The organism is Geodermatophilus marinus, assembly GCF_003428645.1.
Taxonomy (GTDB): domain Bacteria; phylum Actinomycetota; class Actinomycetes; order Mycobacteriales; family Geodermatophilaceae; genus Geodermatophilus.
In genome coordinates this window covers 23406-46020 of sequence record NZ_QVQH01000029.1, presented here as the reverse complement: position 1 = coordinate 46020, position 22615 = coordinate 23406, and the positions used below count along the sequence as shown (strand labels likewise).

The following is a 22615-nucleotide window of genomic DNA, read 5'->3' as shown; positions in this document are numbered from 1 at the left end:
TGATCGGCCAGGCGGGCGGGCGGAGGGAGGCGGTGACGACGGGAGCACCGGGCGTGTACACCGTCGGCGACCTGGCGGAAGCCGCGGGCGTCAGCGCGCAGACGATCCGCGAGTGGGAGCGCCGCGGCCACCTCGTGGCCGGGCGGACGGCCGGGGGGCAGCGCCGCTTCGACGAGACAGCCCGCAGCGAGGCCCGGAGGCTGGCCGCCGCCCGCCGGCGCTCGGGGCACACCGCCGCCGCCGCTCCGCTCCCGGACGACGCGGTCGAACTGGCCCGCACCGGCGCCCGGATCCGGGCCGCGCGCCTCAAGGCCGGGCTGAGCCAGAACGAGGCGGCCGCCCGCATCGGCGTCTCCCGGTCGTTCCTGTCGACCGTCGAGCGCGGGCAGTCGGGCGTGAGCGTGCACGTCCTGGCCACCATGGCCGACGTCTTCGGGATCCCCATGGGCGAGTTCAGCCCTCAGCCGGCACCCACCGCCGTACTGCACCCGGACGAGCGGCCGCGAACGGTGCTCGCCGGTGGGGTGACGTGGGAGGAGCTGGTCACCCCGGGCCGGGCCGTGGAGCCCGCGCTGCTGCACGTGCCGGGCGGGCAGTCCAGCGGGGGCCGGGTGACGCGCCCCGGCGAGACGTTCGTCTTCGTCCTCGACGGATCGCTCCGGCTCGAGGTCGAGGGCACGGCCGAGCCGATCACCTTGACGGCCGGCGACGCCCTCCTCGTCGAGGCCGCGACGGCCTACGCATGGAGCAATCCAGGACGGTCCGCAGCCCGTTGCCTGTGGGTCGAGGAGGTTCCCCGGGCACGCGGCCGGACCGCGGGGCGTTGACGAAGGTCACAGTCGGGTTGTAGCTTTCGCCGCCAACCACGCGACAGCGCGTGTGCTCCCGCGACGAAGGAGCCCGACATGGCGACGTCCGATCACCCGGTGGGCGACAACCGCGCCTTCGCGGTCGAGCAGCACGGCATCGACCACATCCCCGAGACCAGCCGGAACGCCACCCCCCGGGAGATCTTCTCCACCTGGTTCGGCGCCAACGTCATCTTCACCTACATCGTCATCGGCGCGATCGTCGGCTCCCTGGGCATGCCGCTGTGGCAGAGCCTGGGTGTCGTCGTCCTCGGCAACCTGCTGTACGTGCTGGTCGGGCTCACCTCGATCGCCGGGCCACGTGCCGGAACCGCGATGCTGACCGTGTCGCGCAGTGCGTTCGGCATCGTGGGGAACCGGCTGCCGTCGGTGTTGAGCTGGCTGACCACGATCGGCTGGACGACGGTCAACATGGTCATCGGCACGCTGTCGCTGGTCACTCTCGCCGACCTCGCCGGCCTCGGTTCGGGCACGGCCGTCAAGGTGCTCGCCCTCGTGCTGGTCACGGGGGTCACCGTGGCGATCACCGTCCTCGGTCACGCCACGATCCTCGTGGTGAACACGGTGCTGTCCTTCGCCCTGGGCATCGGCACGGCGGTACTGGGCGTCCTCGTGGTCGGCGAGGCCGTCCGCAACGGCGCCGACTCCGGGGGTGAGGCCACCTTCGGTACCTGGCTCATCGCCTTCGCGGTCGTCGCCGCCGCCCCCATGTCGTACGTCAACACCGGCGCCGACTACTCGCGCTACCTACCGGTCGGCACCCCCGCACGGACGATCACCCTGGTCACCGCGTCGGGCTCCTTCATCCCGGCCACGCTCATCGGCGCCGTCGGCGTCGTGGCCGCGTCGGTCACCGACATGACCGACCCCATCGCGGGCCTGCAGGGGATCGTCCCGGAGGTCCTGCTGGTGGTCTACCTGGCCGTGGTCGTGGGCGGGACCATCACCAACAACTTCCTCAACACCTACTCGTCGGGCATGAGCCTGCTCGCGGTCGGCGTGTCCACCACGCGGACCCGCGCGACGATGCTCAACATCTCGCTCGCGCTGGCCGTCACCTGCTACGTGGTCTTCTTCCGGGACTTCTCCGAGTTCCTGATCGCCTTCCTGACGCTCATGATCGTCTGGAGCTCGGCGTGGTGCGGCGTGTTCCTCGCCGACATGGCGCTGCGTCGCAGCCGATACGACGTCGACGGGCTGCAGCAGACCTCGGGCGGCCCGTACTGGTACCGCAGCGGCTGGAATGTCCCGGCCACCGCCTGGTTCCTGGTCGGCGCCCTCACCTCGGCCCTGTTCGCCACGAGCACCATCTGGACCGGCTCCCTCACCGCGTGGGTCGACGGTGGAGACCTCTCGATCCCGGCCGGGCTCCTGGTGGCCGGCCTCGGCTACTACCTGCACGCCCGTGCTCGCGGCCTGGTCACGCCGACGGGTGCGAGCGGCCGCGCGCCGGCCCCGACGCCGACCTCGACGATGTGACGACCGCTCCCCTGCTGCCCGACCAGCGGGTGGCCGCCGTCCTGCTCGACCGCTACGACGCGGCCGTCAGCAGCGCCCGCACCGCCGCCCCGTAGTCGGGCGCCGGCACGTCCCCGAGCAGCAGCCGCTGCAGCAGGAACCCGATCACCAGCGAGAACATCGCCGCGGCGAGCTGGTCGGCGTCGGCGTCGGCCGGCAGCCGCCCGGCCGCCTGGGCCCGGACGGCGACCTGCCGGAAGTACCCGCGGATGGTGCCGTAGGCCCCGCGCGCGACGTCGTGCACCACCGGGTTGCGCAGCGCCTCCGCCCACGCCTGGACGGCGACCCGGGTGGCGTCCACCGGCCCCCGCTCGGCGATGCCCGCGACCAGCTCCACCGCCGTGGCCACGGCCTCGGCCGGGTCCGGGTCCTCCCGGCCGGCCAGCCACTCCTCGAAGCCGGCGACCGCCCGGCCGAGGATGCGGTCGACGATGGCCCGGATCAGGTCGTCCTTGCCGGCGAAGTAGCGGTAGACCGCCCCGGCCGAGAGCCCCGACTCCGTGATGACCTCGGCCATGCCGGTGGCCTGGAAGCCGTTGACCGCGAAGCGGGTGACGGCCGCGTCAAGGATCTGGTCGCGGCGGGCGGTGAGGTGTTCGTCGGAGACCCGGGGCACGCGACCACGATAAAACGAACGACCGTTCTTGACGAGGGCGACATCCTCCGTCACGCTGGTCCTCGACCTAGAACGGTCGTTCGTTTTACTCAGGAGGAGCCGTGCACAGCGACCGGAACGCCCGCCTCACCCCCGCCCTCCCCGTCCTGCTGGCCGTCCTGGTGGCCCTCCTGCTGACGGCCTTCGCCTGGCCGGCCGTCCGGTCGGCGCCGCGGGACGTCCCCGTCGCCGTCGCCGGGCCACCGGCGGCGACCGCGCAGCTCGGCGACGCGCTCGCGGGGCAGCAGCCCGGTGCCCTCGCCCTCGAGCCGGTCCCCGACGAGTCCGCGGCGCGCGCGTCCATCCGGGACCGCGAGGTCTACGGCGCCGTGGTCCTCGACGCGGCCGGCCCGCCCCGGGTGCTCGTGGCCTCGGCGGCCTCCCCCGCGGTCGCGCAGGCGCTCGGCCAGGTCGCCGCCGGGCTGGGGGCGGCCACCGGTGCGCAGGTGTCCGTCGAGGACGTCGTCCCGGCACCGGCGAGCGACCCCCGCGGCGCCGGGCTGGCCGCCGGCGCGCTGCCGCTGGCCATCGGCGGTATCGCCACCGCGGCCCTCGCCGGGCTGCTCGTCGGCCCGGTGCGCCGGCGGGTGGCCGTGGTGCTCGGTGCCGCCGTCCTCGGCGGGATGGCCGCCGCCACCGTGCTCGGCACCTGGCTGGGCGCCCTCGAGGGCAGCTGGTGGGCGCTCGCGGGCGCGGCCGGGCTCGGCATCGCGGCGACCGGGCTGGCCCTCACCGGGCTGCGCGCCGTCGGCGGCATGCCGGCGTTCGGTCTCGGCGCGGCCACCGTCGTCCTGCTCGGCAACCCGCTGTCCGGCCTGTCCTCGGCGCCCGAGCTGCTGCCCGCGGGCTGGGGGGCGCTCGGCCAGCTGCTGCCGCCGGGGGCGACGGGCTCGCTGCTCCGGTCGGTCTCCTGGTTCGACGGGGCGGGAGCCGGCGGGCCGCTGCTGGTGCTCGGCACCTGGGCGGTGGCCGGCCTGCTGCTCAGCGCCGTCGGGGCGGCCCGCTCCCGCCCGCGCGCGGCCGCCGCGCCGCCGGAGCACGCCGTCCCCGGTCTGGGAGGATGGCTGCGGGCCCGACCGGCCCCCGGACGAGCGGCGCCGTACCCGGACAGCGACAAGACGGCGGCCACGGAGGTCGTCGTGCCCTGGCTCGTGCTCATCCTGTCCGGTGTCCTGGAGGCGGTCTGGGCGACCGCCCTCGGCCGGTCCGAGGGGTTCACCCGGCTCTGGCCCACCGTCGTCTTCGGCGTCGCCGTGGTGGCCAGCATGGTGGGCCTGGCCTACGCCATGCGGGAGCTGCCGGTCGGCACCTCCTACGCGGTGTGGGTGGGCATCGGCGCCGTGCTCACGGTGGCCGTCGCGATGGTCACCGGGGAGGAGCCCGTCTCCGCCGTCCGGCTGCTGCTGCTCGCCGGCATCATCGGCTGCGTCGCCGGGCTGAAGGCGCTGGACTGACACCGGCCGGTCACGGCACCGGGCCGGCGCCCCCCGGGTCCGGCCCGGTGGCCACCGGCCGGCCGGGGTCGGCCGACCACTGCGACCAGGAGCCGGGCCACAGCGCGGCCGGCACACCGGCCACCTCCAGCGCCGCGACGGCGTGCGCGGCGTTGACGCCGGACCCGCAGTAGGCGGCGACCGGGCGGCCGGGGACGGCGCCCAGGGCGGCGAAGCGGACGGCCAGGTCGGCCGCCGGCAGGAAGGTCCCCTCGCCGGTCAGCGCCCCGGGGGCCGGGGCGCTGACCGCGCCGGGGACGTGCCCGGCGCGCGGGTCCACCGGCTCGACCTCGCCGCGGTACCGCTCCGCGGCCCGCACGTCGAGCAGCACCCCTCCGGACGCGGGCAGGGCTGCGGCCTCCTCCGCGGTCACCACGGGCATGCCGCCGCCGGTGAGGACGACGTCCCCGGGCGCCGGGACGACGTCCCCCGCCTCCAGCTCCCCGCCCGCCCGCACCCAGGCCGCCAGGCCGCCGTCGAGCAGCCGGACGTCGGTCAGCCCGCCCCAGCGCAGCAACCACCAGGCGCGCGCCGCCGCCAGCCCGCCGCTGTCGTCGTAGGCCACCACCGCGTCGCCGGAGCGGATCCCCCAGCGGCGGGCCGCGGACTGCAGCCGCGGCAGCGACGGCAGCGGGTGCCGGCCCGCTCCCGGCGACGGCGGGTCGGCCAGCTCGGCGTCGAGGTCGACGAAGACCGCCCCGGGCAGGTGCCGGGCGAGGTACTGCTCCCGCCCGCGGGCGTCCCCGAGCGCCCAGCGCACGTCCAGGAGGACCGGGTGCCCGGCGGCGGCCAGCAGCGCGTCGGCGCCGACCAGGGTGCTCACGAGGGGGCGAGCAGCCCGCGCAGCTCCTGGGTGAGGGCCTCGCGCGCCTCCGGGTGCTGGTGGAAGCGGGCCGGTGTGGCCTGCAGCAGCGTGATGCGCCAGCGGCCGTTCCCCTCGTCGACGGCCACCAGCGTGTGCGCGACGTGCAGCCGCTCGTCGAGGTCGTTGCCCCCCGGCGGGATCATCCCGGCGTGCGCCATGAGGAGCGCCACGCCGGGGGCGATGGGGCGCACCGACCGGACGATGCCGACGTAGGTCTGGGTCGGGTGGCTGGCGAACACCTGCCGGAGGTCGGCGGCGATCGCCAGCCGGCCGCGGTGGTGGGTGCCGTCGAAGCCGACGATGTCCCCGTCGTCGGCGAACCCGGCGGCCACGGCCGCACCGCTGCGCCGGTTCCACCCGTCGAGGAACGAGGCGTAGAGCGCACGGATCTGCGCGTCGTGGGGGTGCGCTGACGTCACGCTGTCTCCTTGTCGACTGCTGGGACGCCTGTGACGCTAGTCGTCACGCCGCACCGACCGTGCGCCCCTCGCCGACGGCGAACTGGGTGCGGTACAGGTCGGCGTAGCGCCCCTGGAGCGCCAGCAACTCCTGGTGAGTGCCCGACTCCGCGATGCGACCGTCCTCGACCACGAGGATCTGGTCGGCGCTGCGGATCGTGGACAGCCGGTGGGCGATGACCAGCGACGTGCGGCCGGCGAGGGCGGTGTCGAGCGCGTGCTGGACGGCGACCTCCGACTCGCTGTCCAGGTGCGCGGTCGCCTCGTCGAGGATCACGATGCCGGGCGCCTTGAGCAGCACCCGGGCGATGGCCAGCCGCTGCTTCTCCCCGCCGGAGAGCCGGTGCCCGCGGTCGCCCACGACCGTGTCCAGCCCGTCGGGCAGGGCACGCACCAGTGCGGCGATGCGCGCGCCGGACAGGGCCGCCCAGAGGTCGTCGTCGGACGCCTCGGGCCGGGCGTAGAGCAGGTTGGCGCGGATGGTGTCGTGGAACAGGTGCGCGTCCTGGCTGACCACGCCGATGGCGTCGCGCAGCGAGTCCGCCGTCGCCTGCCGGACGTCGACCCCGCCGACCCGCACCGTCCCGCTGGTCGCGTCGTACAGCCGTGGCACCAGGTTGGCGATCGTCGACTTCCCCGCCCCGGAGTGCCCGACCAGCGCCACGAGCTGCCCGGGCTCGACGCGGAAGGAGACGTCGTGCAGCACCGCGGTGGGGCCGCCGTGCTCGGGCAGCGAGACGTCCTCCAGGGACGGCAACGAGACGTCGGTGGCCGACGGGTAGCTGAACGACACGTGCTCGAAGGCGATCGACCGGTCGCCGGCCGGCACGGGCACCGCGTCGGGCGCCTCGCGGATCATCGGCTCGAGGTCGAGCACCTCGAAGACCCGGTCGAAGCTCACCAGGGCGCTCATGACGTCGACCCGGACGTTGGCCAGCGCCGTCAGGGGCCCGTACAGCCGGGACAGCAGCAGCGCCAGGGCGACGACGTCGCCCGCGCTCAGCGACCCGGTGAACGCCAGCCAGCCGCCCAGCCCGTAGACCAGGGCGGTGGCCAGCGCCGCCACGAGCGTGAGCGCCGTGAAGAACGTGCGGCCGTACATGGCCGACAGCACGCCGATGTCGCGGACCCGGGCGGCGCGCCCGCGGAACCCGTCGGCCTCCGCCGCCGGCCGGCCGAACAGCTTGACCAGCAGCGCGCCGGCCACGTTGAACCGCTCGGTCATCGTGGCGTTCATCGAGGCGTTGAGCCCGTAGGACTCCCGGGTGATCTCCTGCAGCCGCCGGCCGATCCGCCGGGCCGGGACGACGAACAGCGGCACCAGCACCAGCGACAGCGCGGTGATCTGCCAGGACAGGGTGAACATGACCGCCGCGGTCAGCACCAGGCCGATCGCGTTGGACAGCACCCCGGACAGCGTCGAGGTGAAGGCCTGCTGCGCGCCGATGACGTCGTTGTTCAGCCGGCTGACGAGCGCGCCGGTCTGGGTCCGGGTGAAGAACGCGACCGGCATCCGCTGCACGTGCTCGAACACGCGGCTGCGCAGGTCGTAGATGACACCCTCGCCGATCCGGGCGGAGAACCACCGGGTTGCCAGCGAGATCGCGGCGTCGAGCACCGCCAGGCCGGCGATGACCAGGGCGATGCGGACGACGTCCCCCGCCGTGCCGTCGAGGCCGGCGATCAGGTTGACGATCCGGCCGGCCAGCAGCGGGGTGACGACGCCGATGACCGAGGAGCCCACCACGAGGACGACGAACCAGGTGAGGTCCCGCCGGTAGGGGCGGGCGATGCCCAGCACCCGGCGCACCGTGCCCGGGGGCAGCTCGCGGGCGGTCACCGACGGGTCGCGGCGGAACGACCGCATCGCCGCCATGGAGGTCATGGGAGAGCTCACGGCACGACCTCCCTTCCCTGCCGAGCGCCAACAGCGCCGGTGCCCGGCCTGTTCCGGCAGTGTGCCGGGGACCTCCGACGCTTTCAGCGGCTGCCGGCGAGGTCGCGCAGCCGGCGGGTCTGCGCGGCCCGCTCGGCGGCGTCCTGGGTCGCCGGGTCGTTGCGGACCGCGGACCGGACCAGCGCCACCGTCTCCCGGGCCGCGCCCACCGGCGGTGCGGAGAGGGCGGCGACGAGCTCGGCGACGGCGCCGTCCAGCCCGTCGGCCGGCACCAGGCGGGTGGCCAGCCCGATCCGCAGCGCCTCCTCCCCGCCGACCGCCCGGCCGGTCACGCACAGCTCCAGGGCGCGCGCGTAGCCGACCAGCTCCACGAGCGTGCTCGTGCCGGTGAGGTCGGGCACCAGGCCCAGGGTGGCCTCCGGCAGGCGCAGGGCGGCGTCCTCGGCCAGCACGCGCAGGTCGCAGGCCAGCGCCAGCTGCGCGCCGGCGCCGATGGCGTGCCCCTGCACCGCCGCGACCGAGACGATGCCGGGGGCGCGCAGCCAGCGGAACGCCGACTGGTACCCGCGGATCCGTTCCTGCGTCTCCTCGACCGGGAGCGCGGCCAGCTCGCCGAGACCGCCCGGCGTCGCCGGGTCGGTGCTGAACAGGCTGCGGTCGAGCCCGGCCGAGAAGGACGCCCCGGCGCCGCGGACGACGACGACGCGGACGTCGTCGTCCAGGGAGTCCCCGACCGCGGTCAGCGCCCGCCAGGTCGCCGGTGTCTGGGCGTTGAGCCGCTCCGGCCGGTCGAGGGTGACGGTGAGGACGGCGCCGTCCCGCGCCGTCCGCACCCGGCCGTCGTCGGCACCCGTCATGCCTTCTTGCTGTTCCGGTTGGCGCCCCCGCGGCTGCGCAGGGTGGCCCCGGACTCCGACAGGAGGCGGTGCACGAAGCCGTAGGAGCGGTTGGTCGAGGTGGCCAGGGAGCGGATGCTCTCCCCCTCGTCGTACCGCTTGCGCAGCTCGTCGGCCAGCGACGTGCGGTCGCCCCCGGTGATCCGCTTGCCCTTGCCCAGGTCGGCAGTGCTCGAGTCGGCCATGACTCCCCTCCGTGGCAGCCGCGGACGGCGGTGTCCCGCGCCGGCTGCTCGTTCCCCTTGGCACCGGGCCCGACTGGCCCGGGCGTCCCAGGCCATGATCACCCAGCCGCCGCGGGTCGGCCATGCGAACCCCGACCGGCCGTCGGGTGACCGCCGGAGGCCCGGGAGGCGGGGGCCGTCGTCAACAGCCGCGCAGCTCCTCCCGCAGCCGCCGCGGGGCGCGGCACCACCACGCCTCGGTGAGCGCCTCCTCGAGGTCCTCGACCGAGGCCCGTTCGACGTGCGCCAGCACCATCGGGTGCACGCCGTACCCGGCCACGGTGAAGAAGACCCCCGGGCGTGCTGCCACGAGGGCGTCGACCACGTCCGGGCCTGCCGTGCGCAGGCCCAGCGCCGGGCCCTCCGGCGCCCGGTCACCGAGCCGCTCGCGCTCCCCGCGGCGCAGCAGGCGCTCCCACGCGAAGGCCCGGGCGCCCACCCGCCAGGACCGCGTGCGCCCGTTGTCCTCCTCGACGGCGCCGGGCAGGCCCAGCGCGATGCCGCGCACGTCGTCCCAGCTCGCCACGCCCCACCTCCGCCCGCGGCCGCCCTCGTCCGCGCCGGGGGCATCGTGCGCCGCGGGGGTGGCCCGCGGCCAGGCCTACGCCAGCTCGACCAGGTCGACGAGGTCCTCGCTCCACGCGTCCTCGGTGCCGTCGGGCAGGAGGATGACCTTGTCGGGCTCCAGCGCCCGCACGGCGCCCTGGTCGTGGGTGACCAGCACGATGGCGCCGGCGTAGGTGCGCAGCGCGTCGAGCACCTGCTCGCGGCTGGCCGGGTCGAGGTTGTTGGTCGGCTCGTCGAGCAGCAGGACGTTGGCGCCGGAGACGACGAGCGTGGCCATGGCCAGCCGGGTCTTCTCCCCGCCCGACAGCGTGCCGGCCCGCTGGTCGACGGCGTCGCCGGAGAAGAGGAACGCGCCCAGGATGCGGCGCAGCTCGGTGTCGGTGCTCTGCGGCGCCGCCGAGCGCATGTTCTCCAGCAGGGTGCGGTCGTGGTCGAGGGTCTCGTGCTCCTGGGCGTAGTAGCCGATGCGCAGGCCGTGGCCGGGCCTGACCTCCCCGGTGTCGGGGACCTCGGTGCCGGCCAGCAGCCGCAGCAGCGTCGTCTTCCCGGCGCCGTTGAGGCCGAGGACGACGACCCGCGCGCCCCGGTCGACGGCCAGGTCGACGTCGGTGAAGACCTCCAGCGAGCCGTAGTTCTTCGACAGCCCCTCCGCGGTGAGCGGCGTCCGCCCGCAGGGGGTCGGCGTCGGGAACCGCAGCCGGGCCACCCGGTCGGCGACGCGGACGTCCTCGAGCCCGGCGGCCAGCCGCTCCACCCGCTTGTCCATGCTCTTGGCGGCTCGCGCCTTGGTGGCCTTGGCCCGCATCTTGTCGGCCTGCGCGGAGAGCGCGTCGATCTTGCGCTCGGTGTTCGCCCGCTCCTGCCGGCGACGCCGCTCGTCGGTCTCCCGCTGGGCGAGGTAGGGCTTCCAGCCCAGGTTGTAGACGTCGACGGCCGCCCGGTTGGCGTCGAGGTGCCACACCTTGTTGACGACGGCGTCCAGCAGCTCGACGTCGTGGCTGATGACGACCAGCCCGCTCTTGTGCGACGCCAGGAAGCCCTTGAGCCAGGTGATCGAGTCGGCGTCGAGGTGGTTGGTCGGCTCGTCGAGGAGCAGCGTCTCGGCGTCGGAGAAGAGGATGCGGGCGAGCTCGACGCGCCGCCGCTGGCCGCCGGAGAGCGTGCGCAGCGGCTGGGCGAGCACGCGGTCGGGCAGGCCCAGGGCCGTGCAGATGCGGGCCGCCTCGCTCTCCGCCGCGTAGCCGCCGAGCGCGGCGAACTGGTCCTCCAGCCGGCCGTAGCGGCGCACCGCGCGGTCGCGCTCGGCGTCGTCGGCCGGCTCGGCCATCGCGATCTGGGCCTTGGTCATCTGCGCGCGCAGGACGTCGAGCCCGCGGCCCGAGAGCACGCGGTCGCTGGCGGGGATGTCGAGGTCCCCGCTGCGCGGGTCCTGCGGGAGGTAGCCGACCTCGCCGCTCACCTCGACCTTGCCGGCGTGCGGCAGCCGCTCCCCGGCGAGCGTGGTGAGCGTGGTGGTCTTCCCGGCGCCGTTGCGCCCGACCAGGCCGATGCGGTCGCCCGGCTGGACGCGCAGGTCGGCCTCGCTGATGAGGACGCGGGCGCCGGCGCGCAGCTCGAGACCGGTGGTCGTGATCACTGATCCCAGGGTAGGCGGTCCCCGTCCGGGGACCGACCGGAGAGGGGGTGACGTGCGCGGCACGCCGCCCAGGGCAGCTCCGGTCGTCCACAGATGGGGTGGCACCCCCTCCCCCCGTGACCGGCACCGGTCCACACTCCCGGCGTGACCGCGCCCTGGGCCCTCCCCTGTCCCGTCTGCGGCCGCCCCGCGCCCGGCCCGGGGCCGGTGCCGTGCCCGTCCTGCGGCCTGCCCGCCGCCGGGGAGGCCGCCCTCGTCATCGCCCGCATCGGCGCGACGATCGACGAGCTGGCCCGCGACCGGGACCGCCTGCTGCACACCCTCCGCGCCGCCGCGCCCGCACCGGCGTACGCACCCGCACCCGCACCCGCGACCGGCCCGGCGCCCCGGCCACCGGCGCCCCGGCCCGGCCCCGTGACCGGTCCGCCCGTCCTCGCCGACCCGCCGCTCCCCGGACCCGCACCGGTCGCCGCGCCGCTCCCCCGCGCGCGCCGGGTGAGCCCCCAGCAGGTGCTGCTCGGGCTCGGCGCGCTGCTGGTGGTCGCCGCGGCGATCGCCTTCGTGGCGGTGGCCTGGACCCGGCTGGGGATCGCCTTCCAGGCGACCGTGATGGTCACCGCGGCCGGCGTGGCCTGCGGGGTGTCGGCGTGGACGGCACGGCGTGGTCTGCGCGCCACCGAGGAGGCGCTGGCCGCGGCCGGCGCGGCGCTGCTGGCCGTCGACCTCGCCTCCGCGCACGCCCTGGGCCTGCTCGGCCTGGACGCCGTGCCGCCGCGGACCTGGGCGGCCGTCTCCTGCGGCGTCGTCGCCGGGGCCGCGCTGGTGCTGGGGCGGCTCACCCGGTCGACGGTCACCTGGCCGCTGGTGGCGCTGCTGGCCCTGCAGCCGGTCCCGCTCCTCCTCGTCCCCGTGGGCGCGCTCGCGGGGCCCGCGGGCGTGGGTGCCGCCCTGGGGCTGGCGCTGCTCGACCTCGTGGCGGGCCCGGCGCTCCGCCGGGCGGTGGCGCGGGTGGCGGTCGTGCTGACGGCGGGCTGGGCCGGCCTGGCCGCACTGGGCGGGGTCGTGCTGGCCTGGGAGGGCCGCCCCGCCGACTCGTGGACGGCCACCGGCCTGCTCGCCGCCGCCGGGGCCCTCGCGCTGCTCGCCGGCCGGGAGCCGCGCCTGGCCGCCGCACTGCCGCCGGTCACGACGGTCGCCGCCGGGGGTGCGTCGGTCGCGGCCTTCGCGCTGACCGGCTCGCTGGGCCAGCTCGGGCTCGTCGGCACGACGGCGGCCGGGGCGCTGGGCACCGGGCTGCTGGCCGTGGCCGTCCCCGCGGCCGCCCTGCCGGTGGCCCGGGCCGGGCTCGTGGGCGGCGGCGGGGTGCTCGCCGCCGTGGCGTCGCTGGCGCTCCTCGGCACCGGCGCGACCGGCGGGCTGGCGCTGGTGCTCCTCCTCGGCACGGTCCCGGCCGGGCTGGCGGCCTGGCTGCTCCCCGGCCTGCGCCGTCCGGCCACCGCGACGGCCCTGGCCGCACCCGCGCTGGCGGCGCTGCTCGCACCGGAGGCCGGGCTGCTCGACCTGCCGCAGGCGGGCCTGGTGGTGGCGCTGGTGGCCGTCGCCGGGCTCGCGCTGGCCACCGCGCGGGCCGGGCGGCCCGAGGAGCCGGTCGCGGCGGCGACCGGCGCGGCCCTGGGCGCCGTCGCGGGGATCACCAGTGCCTCCGCGGGCGCCTGGGGGCAGGTCGGGCTGCAGCTCGCCCTGGCCGGCGGGGCGGCGGCCTGCTACGGCGTGGTGACCGGTCGCCGCCCCGCCGCGGTGGCCGCCGTCGCCGACCTCGTGCTGGCCGCCTGGGTGGCGCTGGCGGGGGCCGGTGTCGGCACACCCGAGGCGTACACGCTCCCCGCGGCCGCCGGCCTGCTGGTGGTCGCGCTGCCGGGCATCCGCTCCGGCGCCCGGTCGTGGGCGGCGGAGGGGCCGGCCGTGGCCGCGGCGCTGCTGCCCTCGGCCCTGGTCGTGGTCGCCGACCCCTCGGCCCTCCGCCTGGTGCTCGTGGTCGCGGCTGCCGGCGCGCTGACGGTCACCGGGACCCTCACCCACCGGCAGGCACCCTTCCTCGTCGGGGCCGGCGCCCTGGCCTGGGTGGTGCTGGGCCGGCTCGGGCCGTACGCGCCGCTCGTGCCGCGGTGGGTGACCCTCGCGGTCGTCGGCCTGCTCCTGCTCGTCGTGGGGGCCACCTACGAGCGGCGCCGGCAGCAGGCCCGCGAGGCGGTGGCCTGGGTGGCCCAGATGCGCTGAGCGGGCGCCGGGCCCGGGCGGCACCGCCGGGGCGGCTCTAGGGTGGACCGGTCGCTCGGAGCGGGAGGGGGCCGTCGTGGGTGCAGCCCCGCCGCCGCCCCTCCCCTACCGCGCCCGGCCGCCGCAGCTGCTCCTCGTCGTCGGTGCGGTGCTCGTGGTCAGCGCCGGCGGCGCGGCCACGGCGCTGACCAGCAGCTCGGCCCGGGTCCTGCTGGTGGCGCTCGCGGCCGCGGCGGCGGGGGTGTCGGCCTGGGGCTCGAGCGCCCGGCTGCGCGGCACCGAGGAGGTGCTGGCGGCCGCGGCCGTCTGCCTGGCGGTGCTGGCCACCGACCCCGGTGGCGGCCTGCTGGCGGGCCCGGTCGCCCCTCCGCTCGTCCTCACCGCCGTCTTCCTCCTGCTCGCCGGCCTGCTGCGCCGGCCGGTCGCCTGGCCGCTGGCCGCGTGGGCGACGCTGCAGCTGGCCGCCCTGCGGGCCCTCGACGGGCTCGGCGCCGGCCCGGACCGCACTGCCGCCGCGGTCGTGGTGGTGCTGGCCGGGCTGGGCACCTGCCTGGCCGGGCGGCGGCTGCTCGCCCGGGTCGCGCTCGCCACGACCGCGCCGTGGTGGGTGGCCGCGGTGACCGGTGGCATCGCGACCGCCTGGGAGGGCCCCGCGGCGGACCGCTGGGCGGCGGCCGCGCTGACCGGCGTGGCCGCCCTCGCCCTCGTGCCGGCGCGGCTGGAGCCGGACGTCGACCGGTTGCTGGGCCCGCCGCGGCTGGCCCCCGCGGTGGCCGGGATCCTCCCCGGCGCGGCGCTGTTCGGCGTGATGTCCTGGCTGGGCCCGGACGCGGTGATGCTCACCGGGTACGTGGGTGTGCTGCTGGCCGCGGCCGCGGCGGCGCTGCTCACCGGCTGGTGGGCAGGGCTGCTCCTGCCGCTGGCCCTGGGCGCGGGCGGCACCCTGGTGCTGCTCAGCGTGGTGCAGCTGGCCGCTGGCGCGCGGTGGGGCGAGCTGACGCTGCTCCTGCTCCTCACGGCGGTGCCGAGCGGGCTGGTGGCCGGGGTGCGCAGCGACGAGCGGGCCTCCGCCGTCCCGACCGCGGTGGGCTGCGTGGGGGTGGCCGCGCTCGTCGCGATCCCGGCCGGGTGGCTGCCACCGGCGGGGGCGGCGGTGGTCCTCGGCGCCCTCTACGCGGCCACGCTCGGGGCCGGGGTGACGCTCCAGCCGGACACCCGCCGCCCGACGCTCGTCAGCGGGGCGCTGTGCGCGGCGGCGGCGGTGGTCCTGCTCGTCGCGGTCGGGGACCGCGGCCCCCTGGCGGTGCAGCTGTTCGTCCAGGGGCTGCTCACCTGCGGGTGGGCGGCCTGGGTGTGGTGGAGCGGGCCGCGCGACCAGCTGCCGGTGGCGCAGCCGACCTGGCGGGTCGGTTCCGCGCAGCTCGTGGTCGCCACCTGGGTCCTCGTCGGCCTCGCCGACGCGACGGTGCTCGAGGCCTGGACGCTGCCGCCGGCCGTCGGGCTGCTGCTCGCCCAGGGGCCGCGGCTGGCCGACGCCCCGTCGTGGCCGACGTGGGGTCCGGGGCTGCTGGTGGCCGCGGTCCCGTCGGCGGTGTGGGCGGTCGTCGCGCCGGGCAGCACGCGGCCGGTGCTGCTGGTGACGGTGGCGGCCGCCGGCATGTGGCTCGGCGCGCGGCTCCGCGTGCGGGCGCTGCTGGTCGTCTCCGCGGGCACCGCTCTGGCGGTCGCCGCCGGTGTCGCCGTGGTGGAGCTGCCGCTGCCCGTGGCGGGCGCCCTGGTGGTCGGTGTGGCGCTGCTGGCGCTCGGGGCCGGGCGGGAGCGCCGTCCCGTCGACGGCTGGGCCCGCCGCCTGGCCGACCTGCGCTGACCGCCCCCGGAGACGATCACATCGTTCCCCTCCGGGGAGCACCGCGGCCAGGTGCCGCACGCGGTGCGTCGAGTGCGTCCGGTCGTCAGGGCGCCGTGATCACCGCAGGTGCTGGAACGGCCCCGCTGCAGGGTCCCGCGCCGAGCCTCGACGGCCCCGTCCGGAGGCTCGCCCCGGGCGTGCGAGGGGTGAGGGGGACGGGGTCCGTCAAAGGGGGGCCGCAGCCTTCTGCTACACGCGGAAGCCGAGGGCGCGCAACTGCTCGCGGCCGTCGTCGGTGATCTTGTCGGGGCCCCACGGCGGCATCCAGACCCAGTTGATCCGGATGTCGTCGACCAGGCCGGGGCCGGGGCCGCCGGTGAGGGCCTGGCGCGCCTGGTCCTCGATGACGTCGGTCAGCGGGCAGGCCGCGCTGGTGAGCGTCATGTCGATGACCGCGACGTTCGACTCGTCGACGTCGATCCCGTACACCAGCCCGAGGTCGACCACGTTCACGCCGAGCTCGGGGTCGACGACGTCGCGCATGGCCTCCTCGACGTCCTCGAGGAGGGCCGACTTGTAGGCCGGCAGCTCCGCGGGAGCGCCGGTGGCGGGGGTGGCGTTCTCGGTGGTCTCGCTCATGCGGTCCGTCCTTCCGTGTCGGCGGCCGACAGGGCCCGGGCGCTGGCGTCCTTGAGGGCCATCCAGCTCATCAGGGCGCACTTGATCCGGGCCGGGTACTTGGAGACCCCGGCGAAGGCGACGGCGTCCTCCAGCTCGTCCTCGAGCTTCTCGGCCACCGCGGCGTCGCCCTTGCTCTGCATCAGGGTCATGAAGTGCTCACCGGTCTCGAGCGCCTCGGGGACGCGCCGGCCGATGACCAGGTCGTACATGGCCGACACGGACGCCTGGCTGATCGAGCAGCCCATCCCCTCGTAGGAGACGTCGGCGAGGGTGTCGCCGTCCAGGTGCACCCGCAGGGTCACCTCGTCCCCGCAGGTCGGGTTGACGTGGTGCACCTCGGCCTCGTACGGCTCGCGCAACCCGCGGCCGTGCGGGTTGCGGTAGTGGTCCAGGATGATCTCCTGGTACATCGACTCCAGCTGCATCAGGCACGCACCTCCGCAGGGGCAACGCCGAAGAACTCCTGCGCCTTCCGGACGGCGTCCACCAGCGCGTCGACGTCGTCGTACCCGGTGTGCACGTAGAAGGTCGCCCGCGTGGTGGCCGGTACCCGGTAGCGGCGCACGACCGGCCAGGCGCAGTGGTGCCCGACGCGCACCTCGACGCCGAGGTCGTCGAGGACCTGGCCGACGTCGTGCGGGTGGATGCCCTCGACGGTGAAGGAGACCGCGCCGCCGCGGGCCACGGTGTCGGGCGGGCCGATCACGGTGACGCCGGGGACCTCGGCCAGCCGCTCCAGGGCGTAGGCCGTCAGCGCCTCCTCGTGCGCCTGCACCGCGCGCATGCCGAGCCGCTGCAGGTACTCCACGGCGGCGGCCAGCCCGATGACCTGGGCGGTCATCGGGACGCCGGCCTCGAAGCGCTGCGGCGGGGGCATGAAGGTGCTGCCCTCCATCCGCACGACCTCGATCATCGACCCGCCGGTGAGGAACGGCGGCAGCGCGTCGAGCACCTCGTAGCGGCCCCAGAGCACGCCGACGCCGGTGGGCCCGAGCATCTTGTGCCCGGAGAACACCAGGAAGTCCGCGCCCAGGGCGGCCACGTCGACCGGCTGGTGCGGCACCGACTGCGCGCCGTCGACCAGCACCAGGGCCCCGACCTCCCGCGCCCGCGCCACGATCGGCTCGAGCGGGTTGATGGTGCCGAGGATGTTCGACTGCTGGGTGACCGCGACCAGCCTGGTCCGCTCGTTGACCACGGTGCCGAGATCGGAGAGGTCGAGCCGGCCGTCGTCGGTGAGCCCCAGCCAGCGCAGCGTGGCGCCGGTCCGCTCGCACAGCTGCTGCCAGGGAACCAGGTTGGCGTGGTGCTCCATCTCGGTGACGACGATCTCGTCACCCTGGCCGACCGCGTACCGCCGGAACTCCGGCTCCTTGGCGGTGGCCGCGTTCGACAGCGCGTAGGCGACCAGGTTGATCGCCTCGGTGCTGTTGCGGGTGAAGACGACCTCCTCGGCCGGCGCACCGATGAAGGCGGCGATCGTGGCCCGCGCGGCCTCGTAGCGGGCGGTCGCCTCCTCGGCGAGCTGGTGCGCGCCGCGGTGCGGGGCGGCGTTGCAGGTCTCGTAGAAGTCCCGCTCGGCGTCGAGCACGCTGCGCGGCTTCTGCGAGGTGGCCCCGGAGTCCAGGTAGACCAGCCGCTTCCCGTCGCGGACGGTGCGCGACAGGATCGGGAAGTCCGCCCGGATCGCCTCGACGTCCAGCGGCAGGGACGACGGGTGCGCCCCGGCAGCGGGACGCGAGACGGTCTCGGTCATGCGCGTGCGACCTCCGTCGACCCCGTGACGTACGCGGCGTAGCCCTCGTTCTCCAGCTTCTCCGCCAGCTCCGGGCCGCCCTCCTCGGCGATCCGGCCGGCGACGAAGACGTGCACGAAGTCGGGCGTGATGTAGCGGAGGATCCGCGTGTAGTGGGTGATCAGCAGGACACCGACGTCACCCTCCGCACGGGTCCGGTTGACGCCCTCGGAGACGACCCGCAGCGCGTCGACGTCGAGGCCGGAGTCGGTCTCGTCGAGGACGGCGATGCGCGGCTTGAGCAGCCGCATCTGCAGGATCTCGTGGCGCTTCTTCTCACCACCGGAGAAGCCCTCGTTGACGTTCCGCTCGGCGAACGCCGGGTCCATCTCCAGGGCGCTCATCTCGGACTTGACGTCCTTGACCCAGGTGCGCAGCTTCGGCGCCTCGCCCTGGACCGCGGTCGCGGCGGTGCGCAGGAAGTTCGACACCGAGACACCGGGGACCTCGACCGGGTACTGCATCGCCAGGAACAGACCCGCGCGGGCCCGCTCGTCGACGCTCATGGCGAGGACGTCCTCGCCGTCGAGGGTCACGCTGCCCCCGGTGATCGTGTACTTGGGGTGGCCGGCGATCGAGTAGGCCAGGGTCGACTTGCCCGACCCGTTGGGGCCCATGATCGCGTGGGTCTCACCGGAACGGACGGTCAGGTCGACGCCGCGGAGGATCTCCTTGGCGTCGTCCCCCTCCCCCACGCTGACGTGGAGGTCGCGGATCTCCAGCACGGACACTTGTCTCTCGCTCCTCAGGTGCCGGTCGCGGCGAGGGGGGCGGCCACGTCCACGAGGACGTCGTCACCCTCCACCCGGACCGGGTAGACGGGGACCGGCTCGGTCGCCGGCAGGTTGGTGGGCTCACCGGTGCGCAGGTCGAAGCACGACCCGTGCAGCGCGCACTCGATGGTGGGGGCGCCGTCGAGCTCCTCGACGTCGCCGTCGGACAGCGGGACCTCCGCGTGCGAGCAGAGGTCCTCCACGGCGAAGACCTCCCCCTCGAACCGGACGACGGCGACGTCGACGTCGACCAGCTCGACGCGCAGCACGCCGTCCTCGGGGACGTCGGACAGCGCGCAGACCCGCTCGAAGGCCATCCCTCAGACCTCCACGGGCTGCTCGTCGAGGCCCGGGAGGGCGCCGAGGCGCTGCTCGATCGAGCCCATCAGGCGGTCCTGCAGCTCGGGGACCCCGATGTGCTGCACGACGTCGGCGAAGAAGCCGCGCACGACCAGGCGGCGGGCGGTCTCGGCGTCGATGCCCCGCGAGCAGAGGTAGAACAGCTGCTCGTCGTCGAACCGGCCGGTGGCGCTGGCGTGGCCGGCGCCGACGATCTCGCCGGTCTCGATCTCCAGGTTGGGCACCGAGTCGGCGCGGGCGCCGTCGGTGAGCACCAGGTTCCGGTTGAGCTCGTAGGTGTCGGTGCCGGTGGCCGCCGGGCGGATCCGGACGTCGCCGACCCACACGGTGTGCGCCTTCTCCCCCTGCAGCGCGCCCTTGTAGAGCACGTTGCTGGAGCAGTTGGGCACCGCGTGGTCCACCCACAGCCGGTGCTCCTGGTGCTGGGTCTCGTCGGCGAAGTAGACGCCGTAGAGCTCGGCCGTCCCCCCGGGGCCGGCGTACTGCACGTTGCTCACCAGGCGGACCAGGTCACCGCCGAGGGTCACCACGACCTGCTTCACGGTCGCGTCCCGGCCGACGACGGTGTCGAACTGGCCGCCGTGCACCGAGCCGGGCGCCCATCCCTGCACCGAGACCAGGGTGACCTGCGCGCCGTCGCCGACGAGCACGGCCACGCCACCGGAGTAGCGGGCCGGGCCGCGGTGGTCGAGGACGACGGTGACCTGCGCGAACGCGCCCACCTCGACGACGAGCTGGCCCCAGACCACCTCGTCGGACCCGGTGCCCGACAGGCCGAGGGTGACCGGGCGGTCCGGCTGCGCCTCGGCGGGCACGCGGACGACCGCGGCGCCGCCGCTGCGCTGCCGGGTGAGCGCGGCCAGCCGGTCGACCGGCTCGGGCAGGCCCTTGAGCAGGGGGTCGTCGGCCTCGACGCCGGTCAGCTCGACGCCCTCGGGCAGGTCGGTCGTCCACTCCAGGTGGGCGTCCGACGGGGCGCCTCGCAGCAGCGGGCGGATCCCGCGCATGGGGGTGAACCGCCAGTCCTCCTCGCGGCCGGTGACCTCGCCGAACGCCTCGGGGTCGGTCGAGGTGAACCGCTCGGCCGGCGAGCCGGTCGGGGCCGGCCCGCCGTGCGAGTGGGCGCCGGCCGGCGCCTGCCCGGCGGTGCCGGTGCCGGCCGCCGGGGTCGTCGGCGGCCCGGCCTGGGCGCCGACGCCCTCGGCGAACAGCTCGCCGGCGAGGGTGGCCGACTCGGTGGTGAGTCCGGTCGTGTTGCCGGTGTTGTCAGTGGGCGGCATCAGCCGACGGCACCTTCCATCTGCAGCTCGATCAGGCGGTTCAGCTCGAGGGCGTACTCCATGGGCAGCTCCCGGGCGATCGGCTCGACGAAGCCGCGCACGACCATCGCCATCGCCTCGTCCTCGGACAGGCCCCGGCTCATCAGGTAGAAGAGCTGGTCGTCGCTGACCCGCGAGACGGTCGCCTCGTGGCCCATCGCGACGTCGTCCTCGCGGACGTCGACGTAGGGGTAGGTGTCCGACCGGCTGATGGTGTCGACCAGCAGCGCGTCGCACTTCACCGTCGACCTCGAGCCGGAGGCGCCCTCGTCGATCTGGACCAGGCCCCGGTAGGACGTCCGGCCGCCGCCGCGGGCCACCGACTTCGACACGATGGTCGAGGAGGTGTTGGGCGCGGCGTGCACCATCTTGGCGCCGGCGTCCTGGTGCTGGCCCTCGCCGGCGAAGGCGATGGAGAGCACCTCGCCCTTGGCGTGCTCGCCGGTCATCCAGACCGCCGGGTACTTCATGGTGACCTTGGAGCCGAGGTTGCCGTCGACCCACTCCATGGTGGCGCCCTCGTGGGCGATGGCCCGCTTGGTCACCAGGTTGTAGACGTTGTTCGACCAGTTCTGGATGGTCGTGTACCGGCAGCGGGCGTTCTTCTTGACGATGATCTCGACGACCGCGGAGTGCAGCGAGTCCGACTTGTAGATCGGCGCGGTGCAGCCCTCGACGTAGTGCACGTAGGCGCCCTCGTCGACGATGATCAGCGTCCGCTCGAACTGGCCCATGTTCTCGGTGTTGATCCGGAAGTAGGCCTGCAGCGGGATCTCGACGTGCACGCCCTTGGGGACGTAGATGAACGAGCCGCCGGACCACACCGCGGTGTTCAGCGCGGCGAACTTGTTGTCCCCGGAGGGGATGACCGAGCCGAAGTACTCCTTGAAGAGGTCCTCGTGCTCCTTGAGGGCGGTGTCGGTGTCGAGGAAGACGACACCCTGCTCCTCGAGGTCCTCGCGGATCTTGTGGTAGACGACCTCGGACTCGTACTGGGCCGCCACGCCGGCGATCAGCCGCTGCTTCTCGGCCTCGGGGATGCCCAGCTTGTCGTAGGTGTTCTTGATGTCCTCGGGCAGCTCGTCCCACGAGGCGGCCTGCTGCTCGGTGGAGCGCACGAAGTACTTGATGTTCTGGAAGTCGATGCCCGACAGGTCCGAGCCCCAGTCGGGCATCGGCTTGCGGTCGAACAGCTTGAGCGCCTTGAGCCGGCGCTCGAGCATCCACTCGGGCTCGTCCTTGCGGCGGGAGATGTCCCGGACGACGTCCTCGTCCAGGCCCCGCCGGGCCGAGGCCCCGGCCACGTCGGCGTCAGCCCAGCCGTACTGGTAGCGGCCGAGCGCCTCGATCTGCTCGTCCTGCGTCAGCGGCGTGCTGGTCACCGGCTGTTGGGTGCTGGTCATACGGACGTCCTCTCCCGGTCGTTCGCAGGGGGGTTGCTGCTGGGGTGGTCGGCGCCGGTCCGGGGCGGGCTGCGCCGCGCCGACCGCTCACCAGGTACAGGGCGCGCGGGGCCCGGTCTGTTCCCCGCGCCGATGTGGGCCCGCCCGCCGGCGACGCCCGGCGGGGCGTCGGTGCGGCGGACGGGGCCCGGGATGTGCGTCGTGCAGACGCCGTCGCCGTGGGCGATCGTGGCCAGCCGCTGCACGTGCGTGCCGACCAGCCGGCCGATGACCGCGGTCTCGGCCTCGCACAGCTGCGGGAACTCCGCGGCGACGTGCGCCACCGGGCAGTGGTGCTGGCACAGCTGCCCACCGCCGGAGATCGCCGAGGCCGAGGCGGCGTAGCCCTCGGCGGTGAGCGCCGCGGCGAGCACCTGGGCCCGGTCCACCGGCGCGTCGTCGGCCCGCTCCACGGCCGCCGAGCACCGCTGCTCCAGACCGGAGAGCTGCTGCTCGGCCACCGTGCGCACCGCGTCGGGGCCGCCGTGCGCCGCGACGTACCGCAGCGCCGTCAGCGCCAGGTCGTCGTAGGCGTGCGGGAAGGCCGACCGGCCGGCGTCGGTGAGGTGGAACAGCCGGGCCGGGCGCCCGCGGCCCCGCGGCGCGCCGGTCGCGTGCCGCTCCTCGACCCGGCCGGTGGCCACCAGCGCGTCGAGGTGGCGTCGGACGGCGGTGGGCGACACGCCCAGCCGGCCGGCCAGCTCGCTGGCGGTCTGCGGGCCGTGCTCGAGCAGCAGGGCGGTCACCCGGTGGCGGGTGCGCCCGTCCTCCACCGTCGAGGCAGCGCGGGAGGGGGGCACGACGTCCCCGTCCGCGACGACCCGACCGCTTTCCACAACACAAGTCTTACCTATTTCCGGCGGCCCGCAAGCAAGGGGGACCTAAGTCCCGGCGAGCCCGGGACCTGCGGGGATGGCGCCCCGCGGGTCCCGGCCCGCGCCGCGTGGGGCAGCTCACCCCGCGGTGGCGGGTGCGCCCTCCTCGACGGCCAGGTCGAGGGCGCCGTCGCGGACCGTCACCCCCGCTGTGATGCGCTCCGGG

Annotated in this window: 22 protein-coding genes and 1 riboswitch; of the genes, 5 read left to right on the top strand and 17 right to left on the bottom strand. The window is 75.5% G+C overall.

The window, feature by feature from the left end:
* Positions 1 to 32 precede the first annotated feature (32 nt).
* Positions 33 to 827, top strand: coding sequence for a helix-turn-helix domain-containing protein (locus D0Z06_RS21795; RefSeq protein ID WP_158580055.1), 795 nt, complete (start codon positions 33 to 35; stop codon positions 825 to 827).
* A gap of 78 nt (positions 828 to 905) precedes the next feature.
* Positions 906 to 2348, top strand: a complete 1443-nt coding sequence (locus tag D0Z06_RS21790; protein ID WP_117379646.1) for a purine-cytosine permease family protein — start codon at positions 906 to 908, stop codon at positions 2346 to 2348.
* A 52-nt stretch (positions 2349 to 2400) separates the two neighbouring features.
* On the opposite strand, the gene D0Z06_RS21780 is transcribed toward D0Z06_RS21790, so the two are convergent.
* Together D0Z06_RS21780 and D0Z06_RS26805 are read right to left on the bottom strand one after the other, a co-directional pair.
* Positions 2401 to 3003 (bottom strand): TetR/AcrR family transcriptional regulator, encoded by a 603-nt coding sequence (locus D0Z06_RS21780; protein ID WP_158580054.1) that lies wholly within the window; start codon positions 3001 to 3003, stop codon positions 2401 to 2403.
* A 358-nt stretch (positions 3004 to 3361) separates the two neighbouring features.
* Complete coding sequence (locus tag D0Z06_RS26805; RefSeq protein WP_255419370.1) at positions 3362 to 3826, bottom strand: hypothetical protein; 465 nt, start codon at positions 3824 to 3826, stop codon at positions 3362 to 3364.
* Between the two features lie 279 nt (positions 3827 to 4105).
* Positions 4106 to 4170, top strand: a riboswitch (guanidine-III (ykkC-III) riboswitch).
* An 11-nt stretch (positions 4171 to 4181) separates the two neighbouring features.
* Between D0Z06_RS26805 and D0Z06_RS26800 the strand changes: the two genes are divergently transcribed.
* Positions 4182 to 4496, top strand: a complete 315-nt coding sequence (locus tag D0Z06_RS26800) for a DMT family transporter (RefSeq protein ID WP_199522469.1) — start codon at positions 4182 to 4184, stop codon at positions 4494 to 4496.
* A 10-nt stretch (positions 4497 to 4506) separates the two neighbouring features.
* Here the strand turns inward: D0Z06_RS26800 and D0Z06_RS21770 are convergent, their stop codons facing one another.
* The 7 genes from D0Z06_RS21770 to D0Z06_RS21740 all read right to left on the bottom strand — a co-directional run bounded on the left by D0Z06_RS21770 (position 4507) and on the right by D0Z06_RS21740 (position 11078).
* Complete coding sequence (locus D0Z06_RS21770) at positions 4507 to 5358, bottom strand: sulfurtransferase (protein WP_117379643.1); 852 nt, start codon at positions 5356 to 5358, stop codon at positions 4507 to 4509.
* Positions 5355 to 5819 carry an SgcJ/EcaC family oxidoreductase gene (locus D0Z06_RS21765; protein ID WP_117379642.1) on the bottom strand — a complete coding sequence of 155 codons (465 nt, stop codon included), beginning with the start codon at positions 5817 to 5819 and terminating at the stop codon, positions 5355 to 5357. Before D0Z06_RS21765 ends, D0Z06_RS21770 begins: the two co-directional genes overlap by 4 nt.
* A 43-nt stretch (positions 5820 to 5862) precedes the next feature.
* Positions 5863 to 7755, bottom strand: coding sequence for an ABC transporter ATP-binding protein (locus tag D0Z06_RS21760; RefSeq protein WP_233517878.1), 1893 nt, complete (start codon positions 7753 to 7755; stop codon positions 5863 to 5865).
* 83 nt (positions 7756 to 7838) lie between these two features.
* Positions 7839 to 8612, bottom strand: a complete 774-nt coding sequence (locus tag D0Z06_RS21755; protein WP_117379640.1) for an enoyl-CoA hydratase/isomerase family protein — start codon at positions 8610 to 8612, stop codon at positions 7839 to 7841.
* Complete coding sequence (locus D0Z06_RS21750) at positions 8609 to 8836, bottom strand: helix-turn-helix domain-containing protein (RefSeq protein WP_117379639.1); 228 nt, start codon at positions 8834 to 8836, stop codon at positions 8609 to 8611. The genes D0Z06_RS21755 and D0Z06_RS21750 overlap by 4 nt, the downstream gene beginning before the upstream one ends.
* Before the next feature lie 181 nt (positions 8837 to 9017).
* Positions 9018 to 9401, bottom strand: a complete 384-nt coding sequence (locus D0Z06_RS21745) for an MmcQ/YjbR family DNA-binding protein (protein ID WP_117379638.1) — start codon at positions 9399 to 9401, stop codon at positions 9018 to 9020.
* A 75-nt stretch (positions 9402 to 9476) separates the two neighbouring features.
* Complete coding sequence (locus D0Z06_RS21740) at positions 9477 to 11078, bottom strand: ABC-F family ATP-binding cassette domain-containing protein (RefSeq protein WP_117379637.1); 1602 nt, start codon at positions 11076 to 11078, stop codon at positions 9477 to 9479.
* 144 nt (positions 11079 to 11222) lie between these two features.
* Here D0Z06_RS21740 and D0Z06_RS21735 point away from each other — a divergent pair, with 144 nt between their 5' ends.
* Both D0Z06_RS21735 and D0Z06_RS21730 read left to right on the top strand, forming a co-directional pair.
* The gene (locus D0Z06_RS21735; RefSeq protein WP_147332108.1) at positions 11223 to 13355 is read left to right on the top strand and encodes an SCO7613 C-terminal domain-containing membrane protein; all 2133 of its coding nucleotides are present in this window, start codon (positions 11223 to 11225) and stop codon (positions 13353 to 13355) included.
* A 76-nt stretch (positions 13356 to 13431) separates the two neighbouring features.
* Positions 13432 to 15222, top strand: a complete 1791-nt coding sequence (locus D0Z06_RS21730) for an SCO7613 C-terminal domain-containing membrane protein (protein ID WP_117379635.1) — start codon at positions 13432 to 13434, stop codon at positions 15220 to 15222.
* Positions 15223 to 15453: 231 nt separating this feature from the next.
* On the opposite strand, the gene D0Z06_RS21725 is transcribed toward D0Z06_RS21730, so the two are convergent.
* The 8 genes from D0Z06_RS21725 to D0Z06_RS21690 are packed head-to-tail and all read right to left on the bottom strand — an operon-like array spanning position 15454 to position 22410.
* A complete protein-coding gene (locus D0Z06_RS21725) occupies positions 15454 to 15843 on the bottom strand; it encodes a metal-sulfur cluster assembly factor (protein WP_117379634.1) in 390 nt (129 codons plus the stop codon).
* Positions 15840 to 16310: a Fe-S cluster assembly sulfur transfer protein SufU gene (gene sufU / locus D0Z06_RS21720; RefSeq protein ID WP_117379633.1), complete on the bottom strand. Its 471-nt coding sequence runs from the start codon at positions 16308 to 16310 to the stop codon at positions 15840 to 15842. Before sufU ends, D0Z06_RS21725 begins: the two co-directional genes overlap by 4 nt.
* Entirely contained in the window at positions 16310 to 17641 is a 1332-nt protein-coding gene (locus tag D0Z06_RS21715; protein ID WP_117379632.1) for a cysteine desulfurase, read from the bottom strand. Before D0Z06_RS21715 ends, sufU begins: the two co-directional genes overlap by 1 nt.
* Positions 17638 to 18411 (bottom strand): Fe-S cluster assembly ATPase SufC, encoded by a 774-nt coding sequence (gene sufC, locus D0Z06_RS21710; RefSeq protein ID WP_117379631.1) that lies wholly within the window; start codon positions 18409 to 18411, stop codon positions 17638 to 17640. The genes D0Z06_RS21715 and sufC overlap by 4 nt, the downstream gene beginning before the upstream one ends.
* Positions 18412 to 18425: 14 nt before the next feature.
* On the bottom strand, positions 18426 to 18770 hold the full coding sequence (locus D0Z06_RS21705; RefSeq protein ID WP_117379630.1) for a non-heme iron oxygenase ferredoxin subunit: 345 nt from the start codon (positions 18768 to 18770) through the stop codon (positions 18426 to 18428).
* A 3-nt stretch (positions 18771 to 18773) separates the two neighbouring features.
* Complete coding sequence (sufD, locus tag D0Z06_RS21700) at positions 18774 to 20093, bottom strand: Fe-S cluster assembly protein SufD (RefSeq protein ID WP_117379629.1); 1320 nt, start codon at positions 20091 to 20093, stop codon at positions 18774 to 18776.
* Positions 20093 to 21535: a Fe-S cluster assembly protein SufB gene (sufB, locus tag D0Z06_RS21695; protein WP_117379628.1), complete on the bottom strand. Its 1443-nt coding sequence runs from the start codon at positions 21533 to 21535 to the stop codon at positions 20093 to 20095. Before sufB ends, sufD begins: the two co-directional genes overlap by 1 nt.
* Entirely contained in the window at positions 21532 to 22410 is an 879-nt protein-coding gene (locus tag D0Z06_RS21690; RefSeq protein WP_117379627.1) for a helix-turn-helix transcriptional regulator, read from the bottom strand. Before D0Z06_RS21690 ends, sufB begins: the two co-directional genes overlap by 4 nt.
* Positions 22411 to 22615 lie beyond the last annotated feature (205 nt).

What these genes read in the sequence shown, in the direction of transcription:
- D0Z06_RS21705 (WP_117379630.1), bottom strand. Translation starts at nt 18,770, where the DNA reads ATGGCCTTCGAGCGGGTCTGCGCGCTGTCCGACGTCCCCGAGGACGGC.
- D0Z06_RS21790 (WP_117379646.1), top strand. Translation starts at nt 906, where the DNA reads ATGGCGACGTCCGATCACCCGGTGGGCGACAACCGCGCCTTCGCGGTC.
- sufB (WP_117379628.1), bottom strand. Translation starts at nt 21,535, where the DNA reads ATGACCAGCACCCAACAGCCGGTGACCAGCACGCCGCTGACGCAGGAC.
- D0Z06_RS21715 (WP_117379632.1), bottom strand. Translation starts at nt 17,641, where the DNA reads ATGACCGAGACCGTCTCGCGTCCCGCTGCCGGGGCGCACCCGTCGTCC.
- D0Z06_RS21750 (WP_117379639.1), bottom strand. Translation starts at nt 8,836, where the DNA reads ATGGCCGACTCGAGCACTGCCGACCTGGGCAAGGGCAAGCGGATCACC.
- D0Z06_RS21755 (WP_117379640.1), bottom strand. Translation starts at nt 8,612, where the DNA reads ATGACGGGTGCCGACGACGGCCGGGTGCGGACGGCGCGGGACGGCGCC.
- sufD (WP_117379629.1), bottom strand. Translation starts at nt 20,093, where the DNA reads ATGCCGCCCACTGACAACACCGGCAACACGACCGGACTCACCACCGAG.
- D0Z06_RS21725 (WP_117379634.1), bottom strand. Translation starts at nt 15,843, where the DNA reads ATGAGCGAGACCACCGAGAACGCCACCCCCGCCACCGGCGCTCCCGCG.
- sufU (WP_117379633.1), bottom strand. Translation starts at nt 16,310, where the DNA reads ATGCAGCTGGAGTCGATGTACCAGGAGATCATCCTGGACCACTACCGC.